Annotated in this window: 15 protein-coding genes and 1 tRNA gene; 8 read left to right on the top strand and 8 right to left on the bottom strand. The window is 66.3% G+C overall.

Annotation, left to right across the window (positions count from 1 at the left end):
* Positions 1-47: 47 nt before the first annotated feature.
* Positions 48-860, bottom strand: a complete 813-nt coding sequence (locus tag AB4879_RS28045) for a carbohydrate ABC transporter permease (protein ID WP_370510172.1) — start codon at positions 858-860, stop codon at positions 48-50.
* A complete protein-coding gene (locus AB4879_RS28040; RefSeq protein WP_370510257.1) occupies positions 847-1716 on the bottom strand; it encodes a carbohydrate ABC transporter permease in 870 nt (289 codons plus the stop codon). Before AB4879_RS28040 ends, AB4879_RS28045 begins: the two co-directional genes overlap by 14 nt.
* Positions 1717-1766: 50 nt before the next feature.
* Here AB4879_RS28040 and AB4879_RS28035 point away from each other — a divergent pair, with 50 nt between their 5' ends.
* The 3 genes from AB4879_RS28035 to AB4879_RS28025 are packed head-to-tail and all read left to right on the top strand — an operon-like array spanning position 1767 to position 5492.
* Entirely contained in the window at positions 1767-3284 is a 1518-nt protein-coding gene (locus AB4879_RS28035) for a TldD/PmbA family protein (protein WP_370510171.1), read from the top strand.
* The gene (locus AB4879_RS28030) at positions 3281-4642 is read left to right on the top strand and encodes a metallopeptidase TldD-related protein (RefSeq protein WP_370510170.1); all 1362 of its coding nucleotides are present in this window, start codon (positions 3281-3283) and stop codon (positions 4640-4642) included. The genes AB4879_RS28035 and AB4879_RS28030 overlap by 4 nt, the downstream gene beginning before the upstream one ends.
* Before the next feature lie 7 nt (positions 4643-4649).
* Positions 4650-5492 (top strand): carboxymuconolactone decarboxylase family protein, encoded by an 843-nt coding sequence (locus AB4879_RS28025; RefSeq protein WP_370510169.1) that lies wholly within the window; start codon positions 4650-4652, stop codon positions 5490-5492.
* Here the strand turns inward: AB4879_RS28025 and AB4879_RS28020 are convergent.
* The gene (locus AB4879_RS28020; protein WP_370510168.1) at positions 5474-6499 is read right to left on the bottom strand and encodes a low specificity L-threonine aldolase; all 1026 of its coding nucleotides are present in this window, start codon (positions 6497-6499) and stop codon (positions 5474-5476) included. The genes AB4879_RS28025 and AB4879_RS28020 overlap by 19 nt on opposite strands.
* A gap of 76 nt (positions 6500-6575) precedes the next feature.
* Between AB4879_RS28020 and AB4879_RS28015 the strand changes: the two genes are divergently transcribed.
* Positions 6576-7073: a GAF domain-containing protein gene (locus AB4879_RS28015; RefSeq protein WP_370510167.1), complete on the top strand. Its 498-nt coding sequence runs from the start codon at positions 6576-6578 to the stop codon at positions 7071-7073.
* 56 nt (positions 7074-7129) lie between these two features.
* A tRNA-Ile gene (locus AB4879_RS28010) sits at positions 7130-7203 on the top strand.
* Positions 7204-7762: 559 nt separating this feature from the next.
* Here AB4879_RS28010 and AB4879_RS28005 read toward each other — a convergent pair.
* A complete protein-coding gene (locus tag AB4879_RS28005) occupies positions 7763-7918 on the bottom strand; it encodes a hypothetical protein (RefSeq protein ID WP_102805588.1) in 156 nt (51 codons plus the stop codon).
* Between the two features lie 154 nt (positions 7919-8072).
* Positions 8073-8303: a CsbD family protein gene (locus tag AB4879_RS28000; RefSeq protein WP_102805587.1), complete on the bottom strand. Its 231-nt coding sequence runs from the start codon at positions 8301-8303 to the stop codon at positions 8073-8075.
* Between the two features lie 182 nt (positions 8304-8485).
* Here AB4879_RS28000 and AB4879_RS27995 point away from each other — a divergent pair, with 182 nt between their 5' ends.
* The 3 genes from AB4879_RS27995 (at position 8486) to AB4879_RS27985 (ending at position 11931) form a co-directional block, all read left to right on the top strand.
* Positions 8486-9628 carry a zinc-binding dehydrogenase gene (locus AB4879_RS27995; protein WP_370510166.1) on the top strand — a complete coding sequence of 381 codons (1143 nt, stop codon included), beginning with the start codon at positions 8486-8488 and terminating at the stop codon, positions 9626-9628.
* Positions 9629-9762: 134 nt separating this feature from the next.
* The gene (locus AB4879_RS27990; protein ID WP_370510165.1) at positions 9763-10386 is read left to right on the top strand and encodes a hypothetical protein; all 624 of its coding nucleotides are present in this window, start codon (positions 9763-9765) and stop codon (positions 10384-10386) included.
* 174 nt (positions 10387-10560) lie between these two features.
* A complete protein-coding gene (locus tag AB4879_RS27985) occupies positions 10561-11931 on the top strand; it encodes a PE-PPE domain-containing protein (RefSeq protein WP_370510164.1) in 1371 nt (456 codons plus the stop codon).
* Here AB4879_RS27985 and AB4879_RS27980 read toward each other — a convergent pair.
* The 3 genes from AB4879_RS27980 to AB4879_RS27970 are packed head-to-tail and all read right to left on the bottom strand — an operon-like array spanning position 11867 to position 17482.
* Positions 11867-15238, bottom strand: a complete 3372-nt coding sequence (locus AB4879_RS27980) for an ATP-binding protein (RefSeq protein ID WP_370510163.1) — start codon at positions 15236-15238, stop codon at positions 11867-11869. The genes AB4879_RS27985 and AB4879_RS27980 overlap by 65 nt on opposite strands.
* On the bottom strand, positions 15231-15935 hold the full coding sequence (locus AB4879_RS27975; RefSeq protein WP_370510162.1) for a DUF4194 domain-containing protein: 705 nt from the start codon (positions 15933-15935) through the stop codon (positions 15231-15233). The genes AB4879_RS27980 and AB4879_RS27975 overlap by 8 nt, the downstream gene beginning before the upstream one ends.
* The gene (locus AB4879_RS27970) at positions 15932-17482 is read right to left on the bottom strand and encodes a DUF3375 domain-containing protein (RefSeq protein ID WP_370510256.1); all 1551 of its coding nucleotides are present in this window, start codon (positions 17480-17482) and stop codon (positions 15932-15934) included. Before AB4879_RS27970 ends, AB4879_RS27975 begins: the two co-directional genes overlap by 4 nt.
* Between the last annotated feature and the right edge of the window lie 476 nt (positions 17483-17958).

Here is a 17958-nt window from a genome sequence, read left to right as displayed (position 1 = left end):
CGTCGATCTCGGCGGGTGGGGCCATCTCATTGGCGAGTGCGGCCAGCTCATTTCAGCCCGGTGACGACGATCGAGCGGACGATCTGGCGTTGGAACATCAGGAACAGCGCGATCAGCGGAACGATCGCCACCGTCGTCGCCGCCATCACCAGCGTCCACTGTGCGTTGTACTGGGTCTGCAACCCCGCGGTCGCGACGGTCAACACCCGCCAGGTGCCACCGCTGGTGATGACCAGCGGCCACATGAACGAATTCCATTGACTGACAACGGTGATCAGGGTCAGGGTCACCAGGATCGGCTTGCTGGCCGGCAACACCACGTGTACAAGCACGTCGAGGGTGTTGGCCCCGTCCAGCCGGGCGGCGTTGACCAGGTCGGCGGGGATGCCGCGAAAGTATTCGCGCAGCAGGAAGATCGCGTAGGGGGAGCCGAACACGAATGGCAACGCCAACGCCCAGAACGTGTTCCGCAAGCCCAGCTCGGCCATCATCAGGTACAGCGGTACCACGGTCACCGTCCCGGGGACCATCAGCGTCGCGATGTAGATCCAGAACATGGCGTCGCGGCCGGTGAACTCCAGGCGGGCGAATGCGTAAGCGGCCAGGACCGAGAACGTCAGCTGCGCCAGTGTGATGATGGCCGTCATCAGCGCTGTCACCGCCAACGCCCGGCCGAATCCGGCATCGCCCAACGCGCTGTAGTTGGCCAACGTCGGCGGGCTCGGCAGCGATAGCGGAGTGCCGGTGGCGAACTGCTGCGCCGAGGTGAACGACGTCAACAGGCCCAGCCCGAACGGGGCCAGGGTGATCACTGCACCGGCCAGCAGACCCAGGTAGATCAACGCGTTACGTGAGGTCATAGCTGATCCGCCGCCGGAAGTAGAGGTGCTGGACGATCGTTGCGCCGACCAGGATGACGAACAGCACCAGCGCCATCACCGCTGCCCGGCCGATCGCGGCGGCGCCGAACGCCTCGGCATAGATTCGGTGCGCCACCAGATCGGTGCGCCCGGCGGGCCCGCCACCGGTCAGCGCGTACACCGTGTCGAACACCTGCGCCGCGCTGACGACGCCGGTCACCGAGACGAAGAACAATGTCGGTCGCAGCATCGGCAGCGTGATGTGCCAGAACCGCTGCCAGCTCGTCGCGCCGTCGAGGCGGGCCGCGGCGTGGATTTGCGGCGGAATCGCCAGGATCCCGGCCAGGAAGAACAGCGTCACGTAGCCGACGTTCATCCACACCGTCACCGCGGAGACGACCGGCAACGCCAGCCCGGGATCGGTCAGCCACTCGACGCGATGCCCCAACACGGTGCTGACGGCTCCGTCGGTCGGCGCCAGGATCCAATGCCACAGCACCGCGACCGCCAGCGGCGAGCACACCCACGGCACCACGTACACGGTGCGGAACACGCCGCTACCCGGCAGCTCGCGGGACAACAGCGCCGCGGCGAACAACCCCAGCACGATCTGCACCGGAACCACGATCGCGATGAACGCCAGCGTCACCAGCAGGGAGTTGCCGAAGCCGGCGTCGCTGAGCACCGAACGCCAATTGTCCAGCCCCACATAGCGGATGGGCCCCAGTAGATCCCAGCGGTGCAGGCTCAACCACACCACCACCAGCATGGGCAGCAACAGGAAGCAGACGACCCCGAACAGGCTCGGTGCGAGCAGCGCGTACCCCAGCAGGGTCGAGCGCACACGCCGAGTCATCACCTTGGCCATTAAAGCGGGTCACCGAGCCGCCCGTTACCGTGTAGCACGTGAGTCCCCGCGACGTTGACGCCGACTTTCTGGCCCTGCCGCGCCATGCGCTGGCCGACGCTGCCCTGTCGGCGGCTCGTGCCGCCGGCGCCAGCTACGCCGATCTGCGGATCCATGCGATCACCAGCGAGGTGGTCCAGCTACGCGACGGCGAGCTGCAGAGCGCGGTCACCGACCGCGAGATCGGGCTGGCTGTGCGGGTGATCGTCGACGGCACCTGGGGGTTCGCCTCGCACGCCGAGCTGGCGCCCGAGGTCGCCGCGGACACCGCACGCCGCGCAGTCCAGGTCGCCACCACACTGGCGCTGCTGAACGCCGAGCGCATCGAGTTGGCGGCCGAACCGGTCTACAGCGATGTGACGTGGGTGTCGAACTACGGAATCGACCCGTTCACCGTGCCGACCGCCGACAAGATCGCTCTGCTGGGGGAGTACTCGGGTCGTTTGATGGCGTCGGACGGGGTGGATCACGTCTCGGCGATGGTGATGACCGTCAAGGAGCAGACGTTCTACGCCGACACCTTCGGCTCGTCGATCACCCAGCAGCGGGTGCGGCTGCAGCCGGCGCTGGACGCGGTGGCCGTTGACGCGGCGGCCGGCAGCTTCGAGTCGATGCGCACGCTGGCCCCGCCGACCGCCCGCGGCTGGGAGGCGGTGGCCGGCGACGAGGTCTGGAACTGGAGTACCGAACTGGCCGAGCTGCCCAGCCTGCTCGCCGAGAAGAACAAGGCGCCGACGGTGGTGGCGGGGCCGACCGATCTGGTGATCGACCCCACCAACCTGTGGCTGACCATTCACGAATCCATCGGCCACGCCACCGAATACGACCGAGCGATCGGCTACGAAGCCGCCTACGCGGGTACCTCGTTCGCCACCCCGGACAAGCTGAACACGATGCGCTACGGCTCGCCGGTGATGACGGTGACCGCTGATCGCACTGTCGAATACGGTTTGGCCACAATTGGATACGACGACGAGGGAGTGGCCGCCCAGAGCTGGGATCTGGTGCGCGACGGCATCTTTGTCGGCTACCAACTCGACCGGGTGTTCGCGCCGCGGCTGGGCCACGCCCGGTCCAACGGCTGCAGCTATGCCGACTCCCCACACCACGTCCCGATCCAGCGGATGGCCAACGTCTCGCTGCAGCCCGGCGCCGAGGATCTGAGCACCGAGGACCTGATCTCCCGGGTCTCGGACGGCATCTACATCGTCGGCGACAAGTCCTGGTCGATCGACATGCAGCGGTACAACTTCCAGTTCACCGGCCAGCGGTTCTACCGGATCCGCGACGGACGGCTGGAGGGTCAGCTGCGTGACGTGGCGTATCAGGCCACCACCACCGATTTCTGGAATTCGATGGAAGCCGTTGGCGGGCCCCAGACTTGGCGTCTCGGCGGGGCGTTCAACTGCGGCAAGGCCCAGCCCGGTCAGGTGGCCGCCGTCAGCCACGGCTGCCCGTCGGCGTTGTTCCGTGGGGTGAACGTGCTCAACACGCGCGAGGAAGCGGGTCACGCATGATCCCCGCCCAGCAGGTCGTCGAGTTGGCACTGCAGGCCGCCACCGTCGACGAGACGATCGTCATCGTCACCGATCGGGCCGAGGCCTCGCTGCGGTGGGCGGGGAACTCGATGACCACCAACGGTGTCTCGACCACCCGGTCGACCACCGTGATTTCGATTGTCCGCAAAGGTGATACGTCGCATACCGGCGCGGTCCGCAGCAGCGACGTCAACCCCGCGGCGATCGCGGTGTTGGTGGCCGCCGCCGAACACGCCGCCCACGCCGCTCCCGACGCCCGCGACAGTGCTCCGCTGCTGACCGGCAGCGGCACCCCGGACGACTGGAACGAGTCGATTGCGGAGACCGGGGCCGAGGTGTTCGCCGATGTCGCCGAATCACTGTCGGGCGGCTTCGGGCGCACCGACCGGTTGTACGGCTACGCCCACCACGTCGTCGAGACGACGTTTCTGGCCACCTCGACCGGGATCCGCCGCCGCTTCACCCAGCCCACCGGAACCGTCGAGATCAACGCCAAACGCGACGGTGCCAGCGCATGGGCGGGCATCAGCACCCCATGGTTCACCGAGGTGCCCACCGACACGCTGCTCGACGATCTGGCGATGCGACTCGGCTGGGCCAACCGGACCGTCGACCTGCCGGCCGGCCGCTACGAAACCCTGATGCCGCCGTCCGCGGTGGCCGACATGATGATCTACCTCGGCTGGTCGATGGACGGTCGCGGCGCCCAGGAGGGCCGGACGGCGTTGTCGGCTCCCGGCGGTGGAACGCGGGTCGGGGAGCGGCTCACCGAACTGCCGCTGACGATGTACTCCGATCCGTTCGCACCGGGACTGGAGTGCGCGCCGTTCGTCGCGGCCACCAGCGGTTCGGAGACGATCTCGGTCTTCGACAACGGGCTCGACATCAGGCGGGTGGACTGGATCCGCGACGGCGCCATCAACGCACTGGCCTACCCGCGGGCGGCGGCCGCCGAGTTCGGGACGTCGGTCGCGGTGCCGGCCGACAACCTGCTGATGACCGGCGGCAGCGCCGACTTGGCGGACATGGTGGCATCCACCGAACGCGGGCTGCTGCTGACCACGCTGTGGTACATCCGCACCGTCGATCCGACCACCCTGCTGCTGACCGGGTTGACCCGCGACGGGGTGTACCTGATCGAGGACGGCGAAGTCACCGGGGCGGTCAACAATTTCCGCTTCAACGAGAGCCCGCTGGATCTGCTGAGGCGCGCCACCGAGGCTGGCGTGCCCGAGCAGACGCTGCCCCGTGAATGGGGCGACTGGGCGACCCGAGCGGTGATGCCGACGCTGCGAATCCCCGACTTCCACATGTCGTCGGTGAGCCAAGCGCAATAATCGGCAGATGGCCGATGATCTTGACGCTGTCCTGACCCAGCTGGTGGTGCAATCACCGGGCGACCTGCAGCGGCTGGTGGGGCTGATCCGCACCACCTGTGGCGACACCCTCTCGTTGACTCCGCTGCCCGCGCAGACGCCGGTGAGCGCTCCCGAGTCGGACGCCGAGAAAGTGGTGGCCGAGTTCGCCGAACAGTTCAGCGTCGACGTGTCGGCGATCTCCGATCGCCAGCGGGAGGCGTTGACCGGTGCGTTGGGTGCGGCGAGCTTCGCGGCGGTCATCCAGATGTTCTTCGCCGACTTCCTGCCGCGGGTACGCACCGGGTTGGAGGTGCTCGGGTTGCCGGTCGGCTGGGTGCCCGACGTACCGGTGTGGGATCCGAGCATCGACGCCGGTGACGTGCTGTTCAACCAGCTGCTGCCCGGGGTGGCGCGGCTGCGGTCGCTGGACCCGGTCACCACCGAGGTGGTGCGGCTACGCGGAGCTGTCGCCCACAACTGCCGGCTGTGCAAATCGCTGCGGGAGAGCAAGGCCCTGGACGCCGGTGGCAGCGAATCGATGTACGACGACATCGAGCACTTCGAGTCTTCCGAGCTGCTGACCGATGCGCACAAGGCGGCGCTGCGCTATGCCGACGCGCTGATCTGGTCGCCGGCGCGGATCAGTCCAGCGGTGGCTTCCGTTGTGCGGGAGCACTTCTCGCAGGAGCAGGCCCGCGAGCTGACGCTGGACGTGATGCGCAACGCCAGCAACAAGATCGCGGTGTCGTTGAAGGCCGATCAGGCCCGCGTCGACGAGGGTACCGAGCGCTACCTCATCGACGAGGACGGTCAGACCGTCTTCGCCTGAGCAAGCGCCGCCAAGGCCGCATCGACGTCGGTGCCGGTGGTCGCCCACGAACAGACGAACCGGGCGGCGGGCTTGTGCGGGTCGGGGACGTGCACGGCGAAGTGTCGTCGCACGGCCGCCAACGCGTCGGCGGGCAGGTCGACGAACACTTCATTGGCATCGGTGGCCGACGCCAGGCGCAGGCCGAGTGCGGTCAAGCCTGAACTGAGCTTGCCGGCCATGGCATTCGCGTGGGCGGCCGTGTCGAGCCAGGCGCCGTCGGCCAGCATGGCCTCGAATTGCGCTGCGACATAGCGGTGTTTGCTGGCCAGGTGGCCGATCTGCTTCTGGACGAACTCGATACCGGTGAAGTGTTCGGGGCGTCGCACCAAGACCGCGTCGCCGAACAGCATGCCGTTCTTGGTACCGCCCACCGTGACGATGTCGGCGTCACCGACAGCATCCAGCGGCGAGACATTCAGGGCTGCAATCGCATTGGCAACGCGGGAGCCGTCAACATGGACCAGCAGGTCGAGATCGTGCGCGTGGTCGACGAACTCTGCGATCGCCTCGGGCTGCCAGACGCGGCCGTTCTCGGTGGACTGGGTGATGGTGACGATGCGTGGTTGGGAGTGGTGCACGTCGCCGCGGCGGGTGATGCGGCGATCCAGGAGTGCCGGGTCGATGAGGCCGTCGTCGCTGGGCAGCGCGACGAGGCTGGCGCCGGACACCCGCACCGGACCGCCGGCCTCGTCGAGCAGGCTGTGGGCGACGTCGCTGCAGAGGATTTCGTGCCAGGGCCGTACGGCGGCGGTCAGCGCGATGATGTTCGCGCCGGTGCCGGTGAAGGCGAAAAGTACATCGGCGCCGGGGGAGTCGAAGACGTCCCGGATCCGGTCGGCCGCGCGGTGAGTGATGGGGTCACCGCCGTAGGACATGACTGCGCCGTCATTGGCGGCCTGGATCGCCTCGAGCGCCCGAGGGTGTGCGGGAGCGGCGTTGTCGGAGGCGAAAGCGCTGGAAGGCATCGGCACAGTACCCATCGTGCACCTCGCCGTGAGTGAAAGTGTTGCCGCCCGCTGCGCGCGCCGGGAGACTGGTGCCATGTCTGATGCCGAACCCCACAAGACGGACACCACCGCGGGGCTCTCACCGCTGGCCGGTCAACTGGAAATGATCGCTGAGCAGCTCGGGGTGAAGTCGGTTCTGGTGATGCGCTCCGAGCCCGATTCGATGGTGGTGGCGGCGACTGCCGGTGAGGCCACCAAGCACTACACGGTGGGGGCGGCCGGCAAGAAGGCCCGTGACGATGGTTCCCGGGTGCCGCTGTACTGCGAGAAGGTGGTCGACGCTGACAGCCCCCTGTTCGTGCGCGATTCGCGCGAGGATGCGACGTTCGCCGGCAATGAGGACGAGACGGAGTTCGGCCTGCACAACTATCTGGGCCTGCCGGTGCACGACGCATCGGGGACTGTGGTGGGCACGGTCTGCGTGCTCGACGATTCCTCGCGCGAGTACACCGACGAGCAGCGCGAGCAGCTCGCGGCGTTCCGCGGTGATGTCGAAGCGGTACTGCGCAATGACGGCACCGCACTGGGCTGAGGCCGACCAATCTGCCTCGGAGCGAGGCGGACATGCGACGATAGGGTCCGCACCAGGGGGCGGTAGCTCAGTTGGTTAGAGCCGTGGACTCATAATCCATTGGTCGCGGGTTCGAGCCCCGCCCGCCCTACTTCAGTAATGTATGACCTCGGTTGATGCTTGACGTTTGGTCTTCGGTTGATGGGCGACAGTGTTTCGGCTGTTGCTTTACACCTACTTCGGTTGATCCTTGACACTCCCTAGATGAGGGAGTTGAGCGTGGCTGAGCAGCGGTATCAGGCTGTGTTGGAGCGAAGCGGATAAGGGCCATTCAGACGAGGGTGCTTGCCCCCTCGAAGTCCGTAGCGAGGACAACCCCGGCAGGCCGACGCACCGATTCATGTCGCGTCATCGCCGTGTTTTCCGGAAAATGGAAGAGCGACAATGTCTCCACGCCACTCATCCATTCCGCAGGGGCAGAAACAGTGGACGCACCCACGAACCAGGACTCCTCGGTGGGCCGTTGGTTACCCAGATGGACGCCGAGCACGTGCCGATGCACAAATTTCGAGTAGCGATGCGGAATCCCTACTCTGACAGGTTGCACACATGACGATGTCCCGAGACACCCGTCGAAGGTGTCTCGGGACATCAGAAGTCGTTCAGTGCCTCCGGATTACCGGCGGCTCGAAAGGCGCCGCGATGCGGCGCTAGAACCAGACTTTTCGTCCACCGACCGGGCGCCCGACTGCTCCGAGGATCCACAGCACGAGGCCGACTACGACGAGGATGCCACCGATTGTGTAGAGGATCGATAGGCCGGTGAAATAGCCGATCAGAAGGAGGATGATGCCGAGGATAATCATGTTTCATCCGTTCGTAGAGCGTGTGTAGCGATGTAGTACTGCGCCTAGGGAATTGCCGGATCTGTCATTTTCAAACCGGGCGCCCAAACAGCCGTCGGGGATGCGTCGTGCGGCAAACCTCGGCGGCACAACGCATCCCCGCGTCACAGCTGAATTACTCGGCGGCCTTCTGGCGAGCCTCGGCGGCCTGCTCCGCGGTGCGGGCGGCCTCGGCTTCGGCTTCCTTCTTGGCTACATCGCGCGCGGCATCGGCTTTGTCCTGCTGAGCGCGGCCTTCTTCACGCAGATCGTCCTTGTCGGTGACGATGCCGATGACTTCCTTGGCCTTGCCCTTGACGTCTTCGACGACGCCTTTGACGGCTTCTTCGGGTCCGCTGTCGCCCATGATCGTTCCTTCCATTCAGGTCAGGTGTACAGCGCTGTGTACCCGCCATCAGCGAACGTTCAATCGTCAACTTCTGTGACGCCGCGCACCGTCGTGATCGTGAATCGACGGAAGGTTCCGGCCGGCGTTGGACGTTCCTATGATCTGAACCGTTGATCGTCACCAGAAAAGAGGCACCCCTAATGGTCGAAAATCTGCCCGACAAGGCTCTCGAGCTGCGTTCGCTGGTGACGTCCGACGGCACACTCGAACTCTCGTTGCAGGACGTCGACGTTCCGTCGCCCGGCGACAACCAGGTGCTGGTGCGGGTCGAGGCCGCGCCGATCAACCCGTCAGACTTGGGCTTGCTGATCGCGACCGCGGACATGAGCACCGCGACTGTGACCGGCACACCGGAACGTCCCGTCGTCACCGCGTCACTACCGGAGCGCTCTCTTGCCGGTCTGGCCGCGCGACTCGACAAGTCCCTCCCGGTGGGCAATGAGGGCGCGGGCACAGTGGTGGCCGCCGGGTCATCCGAAGCGGCCCAAGCCCTCATCGGCAAAACCGTCGGCGTCGCGGGCGGCGCGATGTACTCCCAGTATCGAGTAGTGGACGCACCGATGTGTCTGGTCCTGCCCGACGGTGCCACGGCGCGTGACGGGGCGTCGTCCTTCGTCAACCCGCTGACGGCGCTCGGAATGACGGAAACCATGCGGCGCGAAGGACATTCGGCACTCGTGCACACCGCGGCCGCATCAAACCTGGGGCAGATGCTGGTCAAGATCTGCCAGAAAGACGGCATCCCACTGGTCAACATCGTCCGCAAGCCCGAGCAGGAACAACTGCTCACCTCGCTCGGCGCCGAGTACGTCCTGAACTCGACGTCGCCGTCGTTCACCACCGATCTGGTGGAGGCACTCACGGCGACCTCGGCGACCCTGGCGTTCGATGCCACCGGCGGCGGGACGCTCGCGAGCGACATCCTCAACGCCATGGAGGTGGCGGCGAGCGCGAAAGCGGGCGAATACTCCCGGTACGGATCGGATGTCCACAAGCAGGTCTATATCTACGGCGCACTCGACACCAGTCCGACCGTGCTGACGCGAAACTTCGGGATGTCGTGGGGGATCGGTGGCTGGCTGCTGACCCCGTTTCTCGCCACCGCCGGCGCCGAGACGATCGGCCGGTTACGCGCACGGGTGGCCGCGGAGCTCACCACAACTTTCGCCAGCAGCTACACCCGTGAGGTGTCACTCGCCGGAATGCTCCAGCCGGACGCGTTCACCGAATACGTCAAGCGGGCGACGGGGGAGAAGTTCCTGGTAACCCCACACAACGGCTGATCCCTAACGAATAAGTCAAATAATCGCAGGCCGGCGGCCAGGCTCGTTTAGGCTGCCCTTTGGCCCTCCGCCGGGGTGTGGCCGGAGGGGAGTTCGCTGTCATGGACCCTGTACGCACGCGAGCAATCGTCCGAGTGACGGCAGCCGCCGTGGCGCTCGGACTGGTCGTCGCCGGATGCGGTAAGGATGAGGAGAAGTCGTCGTCGACGACGAGCACCACGACATCCAAGACGACGTCGACCACCACCGCTGCCGAAACGACCAGTGCTGAAGCCACCACGCCGGCCGGTACCCCGGACTACGCGACGCTCCTGGTGAAGCCTGCCGACATCCCGCAGGTGGGTAACACCCCGTGGGCCGGTGACGCACCCAAGGTGACGCTGACGCCGGCGCCGCCGGACGTCTCGCAGACCTACACCTCCGGTACCGACGCCATCAACATCTCGGTGATTGTCAGTGACGATCCCTCACAGGCCGCGACCGGTCTGACCGGCGCCGCGAACAGCGTGCCCAGTCAGGTGACCGGCTCCCCGGTGCCGCTGCCCGCGGTCACCCCGGACGCCACCGTCACGATCGGCACGTCAGTGGACGGCAAGTCGGCGATGGCCGCCCTGCTCTTCACGGTCGAGCGCACCGTCGTGGTGGCGATCTTCAGCAGCGCACCGGGTGACCTCAACCCGGTGCCGCAGGACTTCGTCGAGGCCGTGGGCAAGGCTCAGGTCGCGGCGATCCAGGAGAACCTGCCCGACCTGAAGTAACTCAGCACCAACCGCAAAAAGGTCAGGGGCGTTGCGCCCCTGACCTTTTTGCGTTGCACTGTGGCCCGCCGCCGACGACGAGTTGTCGTTGGTCCGCGGCTGTGGTGACCAAAGGCCATAGCCGCCAGGTGCGCGGCGCTGGTCAGATCTGAGTTGGCACTGAAGGGGGTCGCCATGGGCACGGCGAGCCGACCGATCGCAACGACCATCATCGCGCTTGGCGGTGCGCTCCTCATGGCGTTGACGCCGCTGAACTCGGTCGCTATCGCGTGGGCCGCAACGGCACTGATCATGGGTGGCACCGGCCACCCACTCAGCATCCCCCAGGATTCGACGCAATACATCGCAAACTATGTGGGTGACGCGGACGCCGTGTACGTGGCGCCGTCCGGACTGTGCACCGGGGGTAGCGTTGGGTGCGCGGAAGTGGCGGTCTACACCCCCGAGCAATTCCCCATCGCAACCGGCCTGCGCGCCATGCCGTTCGACTCATCGGTCGCTATCGGACTCGCCAATCTCGATGCATGTCTGCGCGGAAAGCCTTGCACCGTAACGGAACCGCCGTTCACCACGACTGGCCCGAGCCCCGTGGTCGACACTTCCTATGTGGTGTACGGCTATTCGCAGAGTGCGACGATCACCGCTCAAGAGAAATATGATCTGATCGCGCATCCGCTGGCCGGCGCCACCGTCGGCTTCGTCGTCACGTCCAATCCGAATCGGCCCAACGGCGGGATCCTCGAACGATTCGTCGGGGCCTACCTGCCGGTCTTCGGCGTGACGTTCGACGGTGCGATGACCACGAATTCGCCGCAGCCGACGCCACTTACGACGGTCGATGTTGCGCGGCAATATGATCCGGTGTCGGATTTTCCCACCAACCCGCTGAACGTGGTGGCCGACCTCAACGTCGCCCTCGGCTTCCTGTACTTCCATCCTGAAACGGCGTACTTCTCGGCGACCACTGTTGAGCTCCAAGGCCAGCATCAGGACACGACCTACTATTTGATTCCCGCACAGACCCTTCCACTTCTGATGCCACTGGAGCAGATCCCGATCATCGGCCCGCCGATCGCGGCCACACTCGACCCGCCGCTGCGGGTTCTGGTGGAAGCGGGCTACGACCGCACGATCAATCCGGGCCGTCCGACTCCGGCCAACTACCTCTACAGCCCGAACCTGATCAAGACGGCTGTCGACTTCATGACGGCGATACCGACCGGATGGGATAACGGGATCGCCATGATCACCGGCGACCCGGCCAACAGGCCGTTCCACACCACGCCTCAAGGAACCTACGGGGTCGGCGGCCCGCCCGTGTACGCCGGTGCGGTCGATCCCTACGGCCCGCCGACGCCGTACACGCCGGCACCGGTGAAACACACGGCCTCAGCGGCGACCGGCCACGCAGTCAGCGCGCGCGTGCGTCCGTCCGCACACAACGCTCGCTCGATTGCACGACCCGTGCGGGCCGCGACCGCTACACCGCGGCCGGCACCCGGTCCCGCGCGGCCGAGCTCCGCATCTCGGCACGCAAGGTCGTGAAGTCCGAGATCGTCTTGGACACCACGGTCGCCACCGGGCGGGCGTTGCGGCTGGTGGCCTCGGTCTTGGACACCATGATCACGCTGTCGATGTAGGGCTGAATCGTGGTGGCGTTCTGCACCGTCGCCACGATGACGAGCTGGAAACCGAACTTGCGGAACGCCTGCAGCGCCTGCTGGGCGAACTGCGGGTCCGACTTCGAGAACGCCTCGTCGAGCATCAACTGCGCGAAAACCGGCTTGTTGTCCGAACTTTCGGGGCTCGCCAGGTTGAAGCTCAGTGCCCCGGCGAGACAGAACGCCATCAGCTTCTCCTGCTCGCCACCGGAGTTGTCGCCGGCGTTGCTGTGCGTGCGGATCAGCTCCTCGGTGCGGACATCCCACTCGGCGCAGTCGAAGGTGAACCGGTTGCGGACGTCCAGCGCGTCGCGGGTCCACGCCTTGTCCTCCGGCGCCGTCGACGCCAGTCGGTTGCGCAGCCGCAAGATATCGGCGTACTGATCCAGGATCGCCTGCTTGTCACCCAGGCCCACCTCGGCGATGCGCCGCGAGATCGCCCGAACGATTTCGGTCAGCTCTGCCACCGCGGTCAGGCTGCGTGGCGTGGCCCGCAGCGTCAGCCGGGTACCGCTGTTGAACTCGACCGCGCCCAGACCGGTGTTGACCCGGTCGATCTGCTCGCAGATCCGCCGGGCCTCCTGCTCGGCCACCCGGTGCAGCGTGAGGATCGCGTCAGGCGCCTGCTCGGTGACCAAGCGCATCATCCGCTCGTAAGCATCGGGCAGTTCGCGCTCATCGATGTGCCGGCACAGCGCCACGTAGTCGTGCACCCGCTCGTCGAACACGTCGCTGTCGTTGGGAATCGCATCGGGGAACGCGGTGTCGAAGGTGTTCAGGATGCGAGCCAGCTCATCGTATGAGCGCCTGCGACTTTCACGCAGCTGCTCGCGCTCACGGCGAATCGTGTTGAACACGGCCTCGCGGTGCGGCTCGGGATTGAGCACCTCCAAGGCCACCGGCACGAGGGCGGCGTAGCGGTTCAGCAGCTCGGTCAGCGGTTCGGAGACGAACGCGGGCGCCAGCCGGTCCTGCAGTTCCAGCAGCTGGGTGCGCCGGGCGTCCAGGTCGTCGCGGCGGGTCTGAATGGCCCCGCGCCGCGTCATCAGCGTCTGGATCTCCTCCCAGCACTCGTCGGCGCGCGCGGTCAGCGCCTCGATGTCCGGGTTGTCGGCCAGTAGGAGCTCGAACTGCTCGCGCAGCCGGTCGGCGTGCCCGTCGGCGGTATCGCTGTCGACCTGGTTCCACTGCGGGAACTGCTCGCAGATCGCTTTGCACGCCGCTGCCCGATCCCGCCACTGCTGACGCTGCGCGGCGATCTCGTCGGCCTTGCGGCGCGCCTGTTGGTACAGCTCTTCGGCATTGGCGAGGTCGACGGTCAGCGCGTCGATCTTCGCCCGAACGTCGCCCTGGTAGATGTAGTCGGCCTGTTTGAGCGGACGACGGTCATCCTTGATGGCCAGCCGCTCGGAGTCCTTGTACAGGCCGGTGTCGGTGACCGCGCGGCGGAACCGGGAGAACACATCCGGGGTGTCCACGCAGATGTGGTCGCCCGCTGCGGCGATGACGTCGGCGGCCTCGGCCGCGCACGGATGCGTCGGATCGACCACGAATAGCTTGCCGGCCAACGTGTTCGGCTCGGCGTCAACCGGTTCGGCGCCGACCAGCGAGGCGCGGACGTGGTGCAGCTGCAGCCGTCCGCCCATGTTGGTTTCGTTGACGAATCGCAGCACCGCCGAATACCGGTCATCCGGCACCAGCAGCCGCAGACCCACCCCGCGCAGCACCTTCTCCACGGCCACTCGCCACCGGCTCTGATCGGGGCGCAGATCCATCAGCTCGGCGATGTACGGCAGCTCGCCGGGGTCGACACCGACTGCAGCGCAAATGTGTTCACGCATGGTGATCGCGAACTCGGGCAGCGCCGACCCGACGTGTTCGACGCGCTTGAGCTCCTTGGTGGCGTCATCGCGGGCGATGCGCGCCGCCTTCTGCGCGTACTCGGCATCGGTCGAGGCTTCCCGGCCCCGGTCGAGTTTGGCCAGCAGTTCGGTGACCTCGGTGGCGAGTTCCTCACGCAGATTCCAGAATTCGTCGGCGGTGTCCGGGACGTCGATGTCCTGGGCGGCCAGCATCGTTTCGTAGGCCGCCCGGCGCCGCGACACCTGTTCGGCCTGTGCTTCGGCGCCGGCCACCTGGGACTGCAACGGCCCAAGGCTGGCGCTGGATCCGCTGATCTGCGCATTGAGCGAATCGCCCTCGGCCTTGGCCAGATTCAGCTGGCGGGTGACGTCCTCGTACTCATTGCCGAGCTGGTCGATGGTGGCGTCCAGCGACTGGATCTGCGGCCCGCACTGCGTGAGCCGGACATGGTCGGTGTAGGCGCGGACCATCGGCTGATCCACCAGATCGATGATGCCCAGGTCGGACGACTCCGAGGCGTAGCGCTGCTGGATCTTCTCGATGTCGCCGAGGATCTTGCGCTTCTTCTGGGCGACGGCCAGCAGCTCGCGGGCCTCCACCAGCGGATCGATCTGCTTGAGTGCCTCGGGTAGCCGGGTCAGACTGCTTGGTTCGTCGAGCATGAATTCGCGCACGAACTGTTCCAGTCCACCAACGCTTTTCAGCGATTTCGCCTTGCCGAGCAGCTGCTGAGCGGCGTCGGAGGCGCGGATACCGATCGTGGCGTACAGCTGGGCGAGGTATTGCGACTCCACCTTGGTGGAGAATCGCCACTCGTCATCCTTGAACACCCCGGAGTCGAAACGTCCTGCCGCCCAGCGGTTACAGACGTCCTCGATGTCGCGGTCGCCGTCGGCCAGCACGAACCGGCTCGACGAATCCGAGCGGGACTCCCCGGTCAGCCATTTCAGTACCAGGCCGGTGACCGTGCGCCCGGTGTTGCTGCGGTAGCTGACGGCGATGGCCGACCATGCCGTGCCGTCGCCGCGTAAGTACATCACCTTGCTGGCGCCGCCGTCGCTGCGCTGACCCCACGCCCCGCGCACATACTTGTCGACCGTGCGCCGGCCCGCGCTGGATCCGGCCGCGGTGTTGTCGCCGGAGGCGTTGAAATTACGCCGGTTGAACGGCAGGAAGCCCAGCGAAATCGCATCCAGCAGTGAGGACTTCCCACTTCCGGACGCGCCGGCGATCAACGCGCCACCTTCGCTGAACGGGATGTCGTGGTAGCCGTCGAACACACCCCAGTTGATGACCTGCAGCCGCGACAAGTGGAACTGTTCAGCCATCGAGCGAGGTCTCCTGTTCATCGCGGTCCGGGGATGCGCCGCCGGACAGCAGCATCTCGAACTGCTGCTGCAATTCGGCGATCACCGATGCGGTCATCACGGCGTTGATCACCGGGCTGACGGTGTAGCTGTCTTCGTCATCGCGGGTCTTGCGCAGGATCTCCAGTCCGGCCAGGCGCGCGATGGCGGCGTCGATGCGGGCGGTGAAGGTGACGGTGTCGCGGTCCACGTCGTTGAGGACACCGGAGAACAGTCCGTGCACCTCCTCGCGGCTGATCAACACGGCTTGGCCACCCGTGGCTCGTGACATCTGCGCCAGGTGCAGCGCCAGGATCGAGTCGTAGGTACCCAGCGGCTCGCGGCGCAAAAGCTTGGCGCCCCTGGCGGATTCGTACCGGGCCTGCTCGACGAACGCGACGTCAGCACCCTCGACCACGCGCAGCATCAGGTCGAGCTCGGACAGCCGAACCGACAGTTGCGTACGGTATTCCAGCACCCAGCTGTAGAGATCGGCATCACCTTCGGCGCTGATGTAGCGGCGGGTCAGCAGCTGCTGCAGCGCCCAGCAGGCCCGGTCGGGCAGCTCGCTCACGTCGCCGTCGAAGCGGGGGCGCCGCTGATGCGGGGTGCGCGCGGTCTGGTCGACCTGGGGGAGTGAGCTGAAGGCCGTGATGTCCAGGTCGGCTGTGTCCGTCATGCGCTGGCTCCCAACAGGCTGGAGATCGGTTCGGTGAAGACCAAGTGGGGGACCTCCATCTCGCGGTCCCGTCCGTCCAGCGACTGGAATCGGACGGTCACCGGTGTGTTCGAGGCTGGGTCTGTCTGTGATGGTTGTTTGAGCGCCCACGACCACAGCACGATGACGTGACCCAGGTACGCCGCGTCGAGCATCTGCACCGCGTCCGGCAGCGACACCGGGCCGGTATCCAGGGCGGTGTTGATCATCTCCGACATCGCCGGGGCATCGACCTGGGTGGTCAGCGCGGCGAAGCTGGTCAGGTCCAGCTCGCCTTCGGAAGCCTGAGCCGGCCTGGGCGATGACAGGTCACCGATCCGGAAGCTCAGTGCGCCAACCGAACTGATGGCGTGACGGGCCAGGGGGAGTTCGATGTCGAGCCGCGAGTCGGTCAGCGAGCTCTTGAGCAGGGCGCGGGCGGCGCCGATCGCGTCGCTCAGCTGACGGGCCACACCGCGGCTTTGCTCCAGCGTCCCGAACGCGGTGAAGCGCTTGACCCGCTGCGCGCAGCGCTGCTGGATGCGCTCCACCTCGTCGATCTGCTGTCCGACGAGCTCGAAGAACCCCGCCATCACCTTGCGCAGCGCCGGATCGAGGGCGGGCAGCGCGTGGGCGACGGCGGCCACATCGGCCTCGAACTCCGCGCGCTGGTCCGGGTCGTTGATCATCCGGAGGAAGGCGCGGTGCGAATCGCGGCCCTGGGAGTCCCAGGCGGCCTGGTAGTCGGCGTACATCTGGCGCTGCCGGTCGCGGTAGGCCAGGTTGCTGTCGATGGGCTCGTCGAGGGCGGCGGTGGCCCGCTCGATCATCGTCCCGTACTGGCCGATGTCGGTGATCAGCCGTTCCATCTGCAACGCGATGGCGTGGGCCTCGTCGTACATGTCGGTCATGTCGACGTCGGCGGAGCGGTCCAGCCCTTCACCGCGTTCCAGCGCATCCAGTTCGGCGTGCAGGGCGGCGATCTCGGCCTGGATGCCGGCGCGGATGCGGACCGGGTCGTTGCCGACGCGCAGGGCGATCTGCTTGAGGCGCGCGGCGATGCCGTTGATCGACCCGCCGGTGGCGATGGTGTCCTGGCGGCGCAGCCCGCGCAGGAAGTCCAGCGCTCGGCGGGCGTCCTGGGTGAGGTAGCAGAGGTTGCGTTCGATGCCGCTGCGCTGGTCGGCGACCCGGTGCAGCCAGCCCTGGCTGGCCCAGCTCTTGATCAGGCCCAGGCCGGACTGTTCGCCACCGGGCCGGCCCAGCTCGTCGAGGTCGCGCTCGAGTCGCACGACCAGCTCGGTCTCGCTGATCTCGCCCTCGCTGAGGTGGCGCTCCATGAGGGTGGCGTAACCCCCCAGGTTGAGCGCGGCCAGCAGCCGGATCGTGGGGGAGCCCTGGATCTCTCGGTTGATGTCGAGGAGGTCGACGGCTGACAAGCCGGTCTCGTCCTCCACGCTGTTTCCCCCTCGATGAAGTTGGTTGGACGGTCCAAGATAGGCGATCGCGGGGACATCGGACGACGCCATCTCCGGGGTGTCGGGCAGGTGCCCCGGAATGCCTGTCACAGCCGTCTCAAGAGTGCTCTCGAGCCTCGCTGGTCACAGGGGCGCCATGATGAGCAGGCTGTCCGCCGCCGGGAAAGTACGCCGCAGACCGGCCCGGCGTCCTGGAAAAGTTCATGCAACCGCCAGCGTGGCTTTGGACGATCTTGAATCTGTTTTATTTGGGTGTACTGAAACCCCCGTATTTTGCGATTTTGTGTGATATAGCCGGGCACGTTGAGGGATTGGAGCACACACGAACGTCGTTATTACATCTTAATGACGGTGCACTGATTTCGGATTGCTGGGAAACGGCAGCGAAATTGAAGCGGTTTGCGGGTGGTTGGCTGCACGGTCGTTCGACACCGCGAGCTGGTTGATGGCGCGCTGCGTAAGCCCTGGCGCGTGCTCAGAACGTACGGATCGGTCGATGACGTGGTCGCAAACCGGGTTCGGCTATC

This window comes from Mycobacterium sp. SA01, from assembly GCF_041287105.1.
In the GTDB taxonomy this organism is placed as follows: Bacteria; Actinomycetota; Actinomycetes; order Mycobacteriales; family Mycobacteriaceae; genus Mycobacterium.
Note: the sequence above shows the minus strand (reverse complement) of the source record. Positions and strands in the feature narration are given on the sequence as shown.